The sequence below is a fragment of the Pseudomonas sp. S8 genome (assembly GCF_050473925.1).
GTDB classification, from domain to species: domain Bacteria; phylum Pseudomonadota; class Gammaproteobacteria; order Pseudomonadales; family Pseudomonadaceae; genus Aquipseudomonas; species Aquipseudomonas parakoreensis.
In genome coordinates, this window is the sequence record NZ_JBFDVZ010000015.1 from 1 (window position 1) to 12114 (window position 12114).

General features: G+C 58.1%; 5 protein-coding genes and 7 pseudogenes. 8 read left to right on the forward strand and 4 right to left on the reverse strand.

The window, feature by feature from the left end; translation table 11 throughout:
• The first annotated feature begins 196 nt into the window (after positions 1-196).
• From AB1J88_RS01185 to AB1J88_RS01195, 3 genes and pseudogenes are all read left to right on the forward strand, one after another.
• A complete protein-coding gene (locus AB1J88_RS01185; protein ID WP_086792472.1) occupies positions 197-364 on the forward strand; it encodes a rubredoxin in 168 nt (55 codons plus the stop codon).
• A 21-nt stretch (positions 365-385) separates the two neighbouring features.
• Positions 386-1534: pseudogene (locus tag AB1J88_RS01190) on the forward strand (NAD(P)/FAD-dependent oxidoreductase).
• 190 nt (positions 1535-1724) lie between these two features.
• Positions 1725-2001: pseudogene (locus AB1J88_RS01195) on the forward strand (HU family DNA-binding protein).
• A 96-nt stretch (positions 2002-2097) separates the two neighbouring features.
• Here AB1J88_RS01195 and AB1J88_RS01200 read toward each other — a convergent pair.
• From AB1J88_RS01200 to tssI, 4 genes are read right to left on the reverse strand one after another with little or no spacing between them, the layout of a single operon-like run.
• Positions 2098-2454 carry a hypothetical protein gene (locus AB1J88_RS01200; protein WP_430290000.1) on the reverse strand — a complete coding sequence of 119 codons (357 nt, stop codon included), beginning with the start codon at positions 2452-2454 and terminating at the stop codon, positions 2098-2100.
• Positions 2455-2467: 13 nt separating this feature from the next.
• Entirely contained in the window at positions 2468-3121 is a 654-nt protein-coding gene (locus tag AB1J88_RS01205) for a DUF2931 family protein (protein ID WP_430290001.1), read from the reverse strand.
• Between the two features lie 35 nt (positions 3122-3156).
• Positions 3157-3828 (reverse strand): DUF2931 family protein, encoded by a 672-nt coding sequence (locus AB1J88_RS01210; protein ID WP_430290002.1) that lies wholly within the window; start codon positions 3826-3828, stop codon positions 3157-3159.
• Positions 3821-7162, reverse strand: coding sequence for a type VI secretion system tip protein TssI/VgrG (gene tssI / locus AB1J88_RS01215; protein ID WP_430290003.1), 3342 nt, complete (start codon positions 7160-7162; stop codon positions 3821-3823). The genes AB1J88_RS01210 and tssI overlap by 8 nt, the downstream gene beginning before the upstream one ends.
• Before the next feature lie 714 nt (positions 7163-7876).
• Between tssI and tssA the strand changes: the two are divergent.
• The 5 pseudogenes from tssA to AB1J88_RS01240 all read left to right on the forward strand — a co-directional run.
• Positions 7877-9440: pseudogene (gene tssA, locus AB1J88_RS01220) on the forward strand (type VI secretion system protein TssA).
• A gap of 32 nt (positions 9441-9472) precedes the next feature.
• Positions 9473-9976 (forward strand): annotated as a pseudogene (tssB, locus tag AB1J88_RS01225) (type VI secretion system contractile sheath small subunit).
• Between the two features lie 25 nt (positions 9977-10001).
• A pseudogene (gene tssC, locus AB1J88_RS01230) lies at positions 10002-11476 on the forward strand (type VI secretion system contractile sheath large subunit).
• Between the two features lie 9 nt (positions 11477-11485).
• Positions 11486-11895 (forward strand): annotated as a pseudogene (gene tssE / locus AB1J88_RS01235) (type VI secretion system baseplate subunit TssE).
• An 11-nt stretch (positions 11896-11906) separates the two neighbouring features.
• Positions 11907-12114, forward strand: a pseudogene (locus AB1J88_RS01240) (PAAR domain-containing protein); the annotation flags it as partial.

The following is a 12114-nucleotide window of genomic DNA, read 5'->3' on the forward strand; positions in this document are numbered from 1 at the left end:
GTCATTATTGGCCGCAAATGAGGCGGCGAGCTTAACATGGCGTGCTGCGAATTTGATGGATCCGGGTCGCCGTTGCGCCGAACAGGCTTGCATCTGCCCGGCACCCTCAGTACAAAACGCCCTGAGCCGGACGGCAGCGCAACCCACCATCGACCGTCCGCGCCGACCAAAGCCTGAATCCTGAGGAAGTACCTGAATGAAAAAGTGGCAATGCATCGTCTGCGGCCTGATCTACAACGAAGCCGAAGGTTGGCCGGATGACGGCATCGCGCCAGGCACCCTGTGGCAGGACGTGCCGGAAGACTGGCTGTGCCCGGATTGCGGAGTGGGCAAGTCGGACTTCGAAATGATCGAAATCAACTGAGAAAAAACCAAGGAGTAAGGCATGAACGCACCTGTCGTAATCGTCGGCACCGGGCTCGCGGGTTACAACCTGGCCCGGGAGTTTCGCAAACTCGATGGCGAAACCCCGCTGCTGCTGATTACCGCCGACGACGGCGCTCTTACTCCAAACCGATGCTCTCCACCGGTTTCGGCAAGAACAAGGACGCCGATGGCCTGAGCATGGCCGAACCCGGCGCCATGGCCGAGCAATTGAAGGCCGAAGTGCGCACCCACACGCGCATCAGCGGCATCGACGCCGGCCACAAGCGTCTGTGGATCGGCGAAGAAGCGGTGTACTACCGCGACCTGATCCTCGCCTGGGGCGCGGAAACCGTGCGGGTGCCGATCGAAGGCGACGGCGCCGAACTGGTATTCCCGATCAACGATCTCGAAGACTACGCACGCTTTCGTGCCGCCGCTGCGGGCAAGCGCCGCGTGTTGCTGCTGGGAGCGGGCCTGATCGGCTGCGAATTCGCCAACGACCTGATCCTCGGCGGCTACGAGGTGCAACTGGTGGCGCCGTGCGAGCAAGTGATGCCAATGCTGCTGCACCCCGGCCGCTGCGGCCGCCGTGCAGGCCGGGCTGGAAAGCCTGGGCGCGCGTTTTCACCTTGGCCCGGTGCTCACCCGCCTGCAAAAAGTCGCGGACGGGCTGGAAGCGCATCTGTCCGACGGTCAGGTGATTGCCTGCGATGTGGTGGTGTCGGCCATCGGCCTGCGTCCGCGCATCGATCTGGCGGCGGCTGCCGGGGTGCAGGTCAATCGCGGCGTTGTCGTCGACCGTTATTTGAAAACGTCCCACGCCAATATTTACGCCCTGGGCGACTGCGCCGAGGTCGATGGGCTGAATCTGTTGTACGTGATGCCCCTCATGAGCTGTGCGCGTGCGCTGGCACAAACCCTGGCCGGCAATCCGACGGCCGTGAGCTACGGCGCGATGCCGATCACGGTGAAAACCCCGGTATGCCCGTTGGTCGTTTCGCCACCGCCACGGGGCAGCGAAGGCGTCTGGACCGTCGAAGGGCAGGGCGCCGACATCAAGGCCCTGTGCCACAGCGCCGAGGGTCAGTTGCTCGGTTACGCGCTGACCGGCGCGGCAGTGATGGAAAAACTTGCTCTGAACAAACAGCTTCCGGCCCTGCTGGCGTAAATACCGGTCGTTCTGTCGGAATCACCCCGCTTTTGCCCCTACAAAGGTCGCGGGGAGACTGGCGCCGCCGGTATCCGCGTGCCATTCTCACTCCCGTCTGCCGCAGAGTAGAGCCTGCGGCGCCTTGGGCGCTGTTCCAACGAGAACAGCACGGACATAACAACAAAAAACCGTCAAAGGGGCTTCACTAATGCGTAAACCAGAACTCGCCGCTGCAATCGCTGAAAAAGCGGATCTGACCAAAGAACAGGCCAACCGCGTTCTCAACGCCGTCCTCGAAGAAATCACCGGCGCTCTGCACCGCAAGGACAGCGTCACGCTGGTGGGCTTCGGCACCTTCCTGCAACGCCACCGCGGCGCCCGCACCGGCAAGAACCCGCAAACCCGGTGAACCGGTGAAAATCAAGGCCAGCAACACTGTTGCATTCAAGCCAGGCAAGTCGTTGAAAGACAGCGTCAATCCTTAAATTGCGGCGAACTCCCTGAGAAGCGGGGAGAACTGCAATAAAAAATGGGCACACCGATTGCGGTCGGGTGCCCATTTTTTGTGGCTGTAAATCGGTTTACTGACGTCGGAAACAGGCCTTGCCGTTGCCGAAATCCACGGCCAGACAGTTCGGCTCGATTGCCAGTTGCAGATCCTGAAACAGGCCGGACAAATCGCTGTTCGAGGCCGGTTTGGTTTCGCTCTTCAGCGTCACGGTGTTGTTCTGCACCTGCCAGGTGCCTTTGGCAAAGCCGTCTGCGCTGCCATATGCCACGCCTGCGTCAAACGTGCCGTCCTTGCGCAGCAGCAATTCGGCGCCCATTTCCATTGCGCCGGTCAGATAGTAATGACCGTCCAGTGGTGGGGTATCTGCGGAGGCTTGAGAGATGGGTAGCGACAGCAGTGCTGCGAAAAGCAGGGGTTTCAATTCCATGAGGTAAAGCTCCTTACCAGCTCCCGAAGGGGATGCCGAATTTTTCGATGTAGGTTTTTGAGGCATCAGAAAGAGGTCGATGTTTACCGCCGGATTTACCTTCGTAGGGGCCTTTGGGGTTGATGGTTCCTTGTACGCGGGCAATTTCGACCGACTTCAAACAGGCTCCCCCTAGCCAAACCTTTACAATGCCGCCGGGGGCCAGACCGATACCCATATTGTCACGGGATTCGGTGATCCACTCTGAGCCAAACCTGCAGTACGCTTTTTCGGGTTTGCGCATGATTTCCCGTGCAGATTCGGGAATTACGATGTACGCCTCGTAGGTTTGGGGTTCGGCCAGTGACTGCCATCGCACGTAGATCAGGCGAGGTAAATCGGCGCCGGTTACATATTTGCCTTTGCCGCTGCCGGGGTTGTCCGGCCAGCCAGCGGGGTTGCCTTTTTGATCGTCAGGCCTCTGTACTGAAGCAATGCCTGATCCTGCCCGCCGGAACACTCTTTCTTGGATATCCACCACATCGGCAGTTTCAATCCAGACCTCCATGTAGTCCGGTGCTCCAAAGCCAAGGAACCAGGGCAGTTTGTCTTTCGCTTGAGCATGAGGTTTGAGTGCAAACCGCCAGCAGAAGGCCTGTAAACAGGCTTGTGAGTTTCTTGATTCCAAGGGGCGAGCTTCTCGGCGTGATCACCGGGCTGTCCTTACCAAGAGCCATAAGGAATTCCAAATTTTTCCACGTAGGCCCTGGACTCCGGCTCAAGAGGCAGCGCATAGCGGCCTTCATTTTTTCTTTGGTATGGACCCTTTTTATTCACGGTGCCTGCGATCCGGGCAATCTCGATTGCCTTGAGGCATGTTCCAGTGAGCCATACTTTGGCAATGCCGCCGGGTGCCAGCCCAATTACCAGGTTTTTACGCGATTCAGTAACCCACTCCGAGCCAAAGTTGCAGAACGCTTTTTCCGGTTTGCGCATGATTTCCCGGGCTGATTCGGGGATGACGATATAGGCTTCATAAGTCTGAGGTTCGGCCAGAGATTGCCAGCGTACGTAGACCAAGCGGGGCAGGTCGGCACCCGTTACATACTTGCCTTTTCCGCTTCCAGGGTTTTCTGGCCAACCTGCGGGGTTGCCCTTGTGCTCCACGGGATTCTGTACTGATGCAATACCCGATCCGGCACGCTGGAACACTCGCTCCCGGATATCCACCACGTCGGCTGTTTCTATCCAGACCTCCATATAGTCTGGTGCTCCAAAGCCAAGGAACCAAGGCTGCTTCTCTGCAGCATGGGAGACATCTTGTACACAGCCAGCCAAAAATGTGCCAAGCAGGAAACATATTGTTTTGCCGAGACGTCGAGTGAAGTCATTCATGGGGGTGCACCACTCGTGGGTTGCTCTTGGCCGGGCGGTTGATGAAAACGATGTTCATGTCGCTGCTGTTCAAGCCCTTGGCTGCATTCCAGTGAGCGGAAAGATGGATATAGCGCCTACGTAACAATTCCCTTTCTTTGATGGTCAGGCCTTCGACAGATGATTTTCCAAGCGCATAAGCTTCAAGCTTGGCATGAATCGGGATCAATTCCGCCGGCAAGGACAGTCTTGGCTCATTTTCGTCAATCTCCTCGAATGGGACTCCATGTCTGACCGCCAGCTCACGCATGATGCGCAGATACACCAGAGACAGCTCCCCGTGTACTGGTCGCTCAATGCTGGCCGCCGCGTAAACCCGCTTCTGGGGATCCTGCCTGTATCCGCCTTTTTCCGTTGGTTGAGTCACGGCTCTTTCCCAAAGTGCAACGTGTAAATGACTGCCCGTGGTGTCCTCTTCGATGACGCCTTTTGCATACCAGGCATAGGTTTCTTTTTCGGCAGCAGCATAGGCTGCACTGCGGGTCGCGTCCTTGTCTCGGCTGATAGTGCTGGTGAGCGGGTTGCTCAGCAGAAGTTTTTCCTTGGCTTTAGGCAAATAGCCGCCGCCCAGATCCGAGTGAGCGCCGGGCAAGACCAGATCGATGTCGCCCAGGCTGTTGAGTGCGAAGTTCTCGCGATATTCATCACGGGCAACCAGATGGACTATTTTGTTGGCGCAACCATCAGGCAGCTTCAATTCGAGGCCGGGGTTTCTACTGTTGGCGCCGGTAAAATCGAGCAGCCATGGGTTGGCGATTGCTGCAACGGTGTCAAAAAGCCCAATGAAGTTGATCTCCGTATCGACCTTGAATCGCCAGTTGAAGCCTTCAACCAAGCCGCTGGAAAGCGACTTGGCGAGTAGCCCCTCATTACCCTTAAGCACTTCATTTGCAAAGTGTCTGGCTGCTGCGGCTCCTCGGCTGAAACCGAAAATATCGAATTTGATTCGCTGAATTACCAATGCTGGGTTCCGTTCAATCAGCTGCCGTATTTGTTGCCTGATAACTGTCGGACTTTGCTCTACACGAGCGACTACGCCTGTTTCACCTCTACCTGTTGCTTGTGAGTAGAGAGAGTCGGCGTCATTGCTTTTGGTGCCGACGCCTTCTATGTAAACCGCGATCGATGCGTTTTTTGCGGACACTGGTAAAAGCTTGTAAGTGTCGTCGGTGTAAAGCTCATACAACCTCGCAATATTGCTCACATCATTCCCATAACTGTTATCCGGCGAGTTTCCATCACCGTCGTAACCGTAGGTGGCGCAGTGCTGCTGGATCTCTGCAGCCGCCTCCGCAAGATTGGCGTCCGGGGCGTAACACGCTGCGACCGTCTCGCTGTTGGCCTTGTTGTTCCCCGTGCCATCGAAAAACACCCCGATACGCAAAGTTATTCCCCCCGGCGTCTCATCCTCCAGGTCGACTTCTTCCTCCTCTTCCTCGAGCTCTGCCTCTGCACGTTCGTGTACCGCTGGCGCAACGGGTAATGCGCCATCCAGTCCAGGCAGCAGCAGAGGGGGCGCTTCACTGTCTTGCGGCTTATGGCCTGTTTCGATTTCAGTGCTGCTGAAAATGCCACCGCTATCGATCACGAGGTGATGGCCGCCAGCCTTCAGCGTGATGCTGGCGCCGGCATCCAGCACCACACTGGCGCCAGCCTTGAGCAGCACTTGCTGGCCGGCCTCGATGTCGAGAGACCTTCCGGCACGGGTGTAACTGTTGCCATTGATGGTTTCGCGGCGCTCGTTGCCCACTTCCAGTTGAAAGCTGTTGCCGATTTTTTGCGCCATGTCGCGCTGTGCGCGCACATGGATGAGCTCTTGCCCGGCACGATCCTCGATCGACAGTTCGTTGTAACCGCCATTGCGCGGCGAGCTTTCGCTGCGCAAGACAGTTCGGGTCTTGTGATCGGGTAACGAGTAGGGTGGCGCGGTAACTCTGTTGGACACACAACCGGTGATCAGTGGTTTGTCCGGGTCGCCCTCCAAAAAGGACACCACGACTTCCATGCCAACCCGCGGAATGGTCACTGCGCCAAAATGATCGCCGGCCCAACTGCTCGCTACGCGTACCCAACAACTGCTGCGCTCACTGTTGAGTTCTTTGCGTTCCCAGGGAAATTCGATCTTCACGCGACCGAACTCATCGCAATAAATCTCTTCGCCTTCGGGGCCGGTAACCCGTGCGGTCTGAGTCACCAGCGGACGGCGTGGCGGCGGCAGTGCAGGCCTGAATACCACCTCGCCAGGAATCACGCTAAAGCGATTGCGGTAGCCTTGGGTAAAACCATCGGCGGGTTCGACGTTGCCGGTGCCGGTCTCCTCAAGCACTTGCGGCTGGCGGCCTTCGTGAGTAACGCTGAGCAGCAGCCACAGATCGTTGCACTGTTTGCGCGGGTGTCCGTTCAGCTCAAACAAGTGGCCGCTACGCAGACTCGTCTGATCGCTTTCGCCGTCGCCCCGTTCGTAATCACTACGGTGGCGCTCCAGCGCTTGCCGGGCAACTTGCTTGCCGCGCCTGTCGTTTTCAATCAATAACGGATAACGGTAGTCCTCCAGTGCTGGAGTGAAGCCGGCAGTGAAGCGGGCTTCAAGCAACAGGCTCGGGCGTTTCAGGTCGTAGTCACGACGAGTGACGGTGCTGGTGCGCGTACTGTTGCGCACACTGAATCGGCTGACCACCTGATGCTCGGCCACCATGCCGGATTCCTGCAGATACGGCATCGCAGCCAACGTGGGGAGAAACACCTGGTCATCGGTGAACACCAGCAGGTGGCCATCCGCTGAATGCTGGTGATGCCAAGCGATTCCGTCCTCGGCGCACAGGCGCTGTATGAACTCAAAGTCGCTTTCCGCGTACTGAGTGCAATAGTCGCGTGGCGGATTCGAGGCGACATGAAAGGTAAAAGCATCACCTTGAATGCCATGCCTTTTGAGCACCTGCGCGATGATCTGCGGCACCGTACGCTGCTGAAAAATCCGTTGGTCATGACTGAACTGCAGATAATGCAACGCAGGCACCAGCGTCAGCTCATAGAGGGTCAGGCGTTTTCCGCTTTCACCCACCCGTACATCTTCAATGCGCCCGTGAATCCCTTCGTTGTTGAACCCGAATTGCAGAAAAGCCGGCTGACTGAGCAGGCTTTCCAGATCGATATCTGCACGTTCGCTGACCAGCTCGACCCGGAACGCGTACAGGCGGCTGATGGCTTCTTCACCATCAAATGCGAGCACCTCGAAGTCATGACGAACGCCGGGAATGTGCAGGGAGAAAGGCGCGCAGCTGCCCGTACTGAACATACGCTTGTCCTTGGCATAGTGAGTCGATGCGCGGTGTTCGATCCTCCCTGATCGCCACGCGAAAAGAATTTGCCAAGACACGCTAGCGACGCAGGAAATAAATTGATGTAAGAAGTATCTCTGACATTTGTCAGAGTATTCCGGGCGTGAAAGTGTTGTGCGGATTGGAGGAAATGTCTGTGGGAAGTCACTTCGATAATTATTGAGTTAGCACTGAAGTACAGCATTCACGAGCTGAATAAAGTTTCAGAAAAATTAATTGCCATCAAATTGATGGCACTTTTGTTGTTGAGTGTTGTCGTCGGTAAATCGTTTGTAAAATCCAATGCATTTTCGGAAGAGTCCTACTTCTATTTTTTTCGAGAGTTGTCATGCTTGCCGCCGTGTATTGGGACGGGTGTTCGAGGCGATTCGCACACAGCGGGTTGGGCCGCTCTGGATCAAGGGTTCTGAGGGGGCGAGGCAAATGCGCGCAATATAATTCGCCATCAGGGATTCCCCTGCCATATATAGGGCGATCTCTTACACACCCCACTGAACACTTCGTCTTGTTGTTTAATCAGATGCTTGCTAGTGGCCATCATAGTGATTACGATGCGCCCACTTGAAAGAGCACATCTCAATTGGATGAGTCGCTTCACCGCTCTTCGATACTGTCCCGCGCCGCGGTAACTCCAATAGGCGCCTGACTGTAATCCTGAATAAAGGCCATGGATGTCCTACTCAAGCAAACTTTCCGCCCATTACCTCGAACTCGCAAAAGTCTCTGTTTCCAAAGAGAATTTCGCGGGCGAAGACGTTCGTTTTTCGAGCGAATTCGAGGCGCTGGAAAGCGAGCTGGCCAAAGCCTCGTCGATGCACGAAAGCGGGCAGATCGACTGGCAGAAAATCCGCGAAAACAGCGAAAACCTGCTGCGCACCCAATCCAAGGATTTGCGTGTCGGCGCCTGGCTGACCTGGTCGCTGTACCAGCGCGAATCCTTCCCCGGGCTGCTGGCCGGCCTCGGTCTGCTGCACCATCTGTCGGAAAACCACTGGGCCGACGTTCACACCGCTCAAGCCGCGTACCCGTGCCGCCGCCATCGGCTGGCTGGTGCCGCGCCTGGAGCAGGTGCTCACCGAAAACATCGCGATCAAGGAACAGCTGCCGATGTTCCGGCAGTTGTCCGAGCATCTGGCCGGGCTCGATGCCGCGTGCACTGAACATTTGGGCGACGATGCGCCGCTGCTGTTGCCGCTCTCGCGCCGCCTGAAAACCATGATCCAGCGTGCCGCCGACAATCAGCCGGCCCCCGGTGTGGTGGGTGCGGCGGTGGCGCAGGTCAAGCAGGCCGCGAGCCAGTTGCTGACCCCCGGCGCACCGATCGACAACGAAAAAGACGCTTACAAGGCACTGCGCGCCCAGCAGGAAAGCGCGCGTCCGTTGTGTGCCTGGTGGCTCAAGCAGAAGGCCACCGACCTGCGCGCCCTGCGTCTGAACCGCACCTTGCTGTGGCTGCCGATCGACGCGGTGCCCGAGCGCAACGCCGAGCAGATCACCGTGTTGCGCGGTCTGCCGGTGGACAAACTCAAGCAGTATCAGGATCGCTTCGATCAAGGCAAATACGCCGACCTGTTGGTGGAGCTGGAGGCGAGCCTGGCGAAGGCGCCGTTCTGGTTCGATGGCCAGAGGATGGTCTGGGAATGTCTCCAGAACCTCAACGCCGAGATGGCAATGCGCGAAGTGGAAATCCACTTCGCGCTTTTGGTTCAGCGCCTGCCCGGGATCATCGAATGTCGTTTCCATGACGGCGCGCCGTTTGCCGATCCGTCCACCCGGGCGTGGATCGCCGGCAATGTCATGCCGCACCTGCAAAGCGCCAGCGCGCCGCGCAAGGTCGAAACCGATGACATCGAAACCCAGCCCGCCTGGGAAAAGGCCCTGCAGGACGTGCTGCCGCTGCTGCGCAAAGAAGGCCTCAAGCCTGCCGTGCAAATCCTCAAACAGGGGCTGCAGTCGGCCCACGGTGGCCGCGAGCGGTTCTTCTGGCAGTTCGCCCTCGCGCGGCTGTGCTTCATGGCCAAGAAATACGAACTGGCCAAGAACCAGCTCGAAACCCTCGATCAGACATTACAGGACTCAGGCCTGCACGCCTGGGAGCCCGATCTTGCATTGGAAGTGCTGCACCTGCTGCACAGTTGCTGCGAGTTGTTGCCGCAGAACCATGCAGTGCGTGAACGCAAGGAAGAGATTTATCGCAGGCTGTGCCACCTCGATCTCGAAGTGGTACTCGAATAGGCCCCAGGGCCACAACCGCAAGGAGAAAAGCCATGGCCAAAGAAGGCTCGGTAGCCCCCAAGGAACGCATCAACGTCACCTTCAAACCCGCCACCGGCGGTGCTCAGGAAGAGATTGAACTGCCGCTGAAGCTGCTGGCAATCGGTGACTACACCCACCGCAAGGACGATCGCAAAATCGAAGATCGCAAGCCGATCAGCATCGACAAGATGACCTTCGACGAAGTGTTGGCCAAGCAAGAACTGGGTCTGACGCTGAGCGTGCCGAACCGTCTGCAGGAAGATGGCGAGGCCGACGAGCTGGCTGTGCAATTGCGCGTCAATTCGATGAAGGACTTCAACCCCGGCCAGCCTGGTCGAGCAAGTGCCTGAGCTGAAAAAACTGATGGAACTGCGCGATGCGCTGGTGGCCCTCAAAGGCCGCTGGGTAACGCACCTGCGTTCCGTAAAGCGATCGAAGGCGTGCTCGCCGACGACGAATCCCGCGGTCGCGTACTCGGTGAGCTGGGCCTGAACGCCGCAGCCCCGGACGCCTGAGACTTCAGCCAAGGAAGCCAACACAATGAGCACTAGCGCAGCACAAGAGAAGAGCGCCGAAAGCGGCGAATACAGCATTCTCGACAGCATCATCGCCGAAACCCGTCTGACCCCGGACGACGAAGCCTACGACATCGCCAAGCGTGGCGTGTCGGCGTTCATCGAAGAACTGCTCAAGCCGCAGAACAACGGTGAGCCGGTCAAGAAAGCCATGGTTGACCGCATGATCGCCGAGATCGATGCCAAGCTCAGCCGTCAGATGGACGAAATCCTGCACCACCCGGATTTCCAGGCGCTGGAATCGTCGTGGCGTGGCCTGCAGTTGCTGGTCGACCGCACCAACTTCCGCGAAAACATCAAGATCGAAATCCTCAACGTCTCCAAAGAAGACTTGCTGGACGATTTCGAAGATTCGCCGGAAGTCATGCAGTCGGGCCTGTACAAGCACATCTATACCGCTGAATACGGCCAGTTCGGTGGTCAGCCGGTGGGCGCGATCATCGCCAACTACTTCATGTCCCCAAGCTCGCCGGACGTGAAACTGATGCAGTACGTGGCCAGCGTTTCCTGCATGTCCCACGCGCCGTTCATCGCGCAGCCGGCCCGAAATTCTTCGGTCTGGAAAGCTTCACCGGCCTGCCGGATCTGAAAGATCTGAAAGACCACTTCGAAGGCCCGCAATTCGCCAAATGGCAGAGCTTCCGTACTTCCGAAGACTCCCGTTACGTTGGCCTGACCGTGCCGCGTTTCCTGCTGCGTAACCCGTACGATCCGGAAGAAAACCCGGTCAAATCGTTCGTGTACAAGGAAACCGTTGCCAACAGCCACGAGCACTACCTGTGGGGCAACACCGCGTTCGCGTTCGGCACCAAGCTGACCGACAGCTTCGCCAAATTCCGCTGGTGCCCGAACATCATCGGCCCACAGAGCGGTGGCGCGGTTGAAGACCTGCCGCTGCACATTTCGAAAGCATGGGCGAAATCGAAACCAAGATCCCGACCGAGGTTCTGGTCTCCGACCGTCGTGAATACGAACTGGCCGAGGAAGGCTTCATCTCCCTGACCATGCGCAAAGGCTCCGACAACGCGGCGTTCTTCTCCGCCAGCTCGGTGCAGAAGCCGAAGTTCTTCGGCATCAGCGCAGAAGGCAAGGCGGCAGAGCTGAACTACAAGCTCGGTACCCCAGCTGCCGTACATGATGATCGTCAACCGCCTGGCTCACTACTTGAAAGTGCTGCAGCGCGAGCAACTCGGTTCGTGGAAAGAACGTACCGACCTTGAGCTGGAACTGAACAAGTGGATCCGCCAGTACGTGGCCGACCAGGAAAACCCGAGCGCCGAAGTGCGTGGCCGTCGTCCGCTGCGCGCTGCGCAAGTGATCGTCAGCGACGTTGAAGGCGAGCCGGGCTGGTACCGCGTCAGCTTGAACGTGCGTCCGCACTTCAAGTACATGGGTGCCGATTTCACCCTGTCGCTGGTTGGCAAGCTGGACAAAGAGTAAGAGCGACTCATGGACGGATACGGCAGCCTGTTCGAGCGCCTCAACGGCGACGCGCAACTTACGCAAGGGCAACAGCCTCGAGGCTTGTGCCATGGCGTCAGTGGCTGCCCATCTGGCCAAAATGCTCAGCACCCGGGCCGGCAGCGTGCAAACGCTGGCCGACTACGGGTTGCCCGATCTCAATGACATGCGTCTGAGCCTGCACGACTCCCTGAGTCAGGCCCGTCTGGCCATCGAAAACTTCATCGAAGCCTACGAGCCGCGCCTGAGCAACGTGCGTGTCATTTCCCTGCCGCGTGACCACGACCAGCTACGGCTGGCCTTCAGCATCGAAGGCCTGCTGGAAGTCGAGGGTTTCAAGCGTCAGGTCAGTTTTTTCCGCGCGCCTGGATGGCAGCGGTCAAGTGAAGGTCACCTAAGGAGATTCCCGATGTCTGGCAAACCCGCAGCACGCGTATCCGACCCCACCGCTTGCCCACTTCCTGGCCACGGTACCAACCCGATCGCCGCGGTTCCGGCGACGTGTTCTTCGACGGCCTCGCGGCCGCCCGCCAAGGCGATGCCTCGGCGTGTGGTGGTGCGTTGGTCGGCGATCTGGCGACCACGGTTTTGATCAACGGAAAACCGGCTGCGACCGT

Coding starts and splice junctions, on each gene's coding strand:
- AB1J88_RS01200 (WP_430290000.1), bottom strand. CDS start 2,454: ATGGAATTGAAACCCCTGCTTTTCGCAGCACTGCTGTCGCTACCCATC.
- AB1J88_RS01210 (WP_430290002.1), bottom strand. CDS start 3,828: ATGAATGACTTCACTCGACGTCTCGGCAAAACAATATGTTTCCTGCTT.
- tssI (WP_430290003.1), bottom strand. CDS start 7,162: ATGTTCAGTACGGGCAGCTGCGCGCCTTTCTCCCTGCACATTCCCGGC.
- AB1J88_RS01185 (WP_086792472.1), top strand. CDS start 197: ATGAAAAAGTGGCAATGCATCGTCTGCGGCCTGATCTACAACGAAGCC.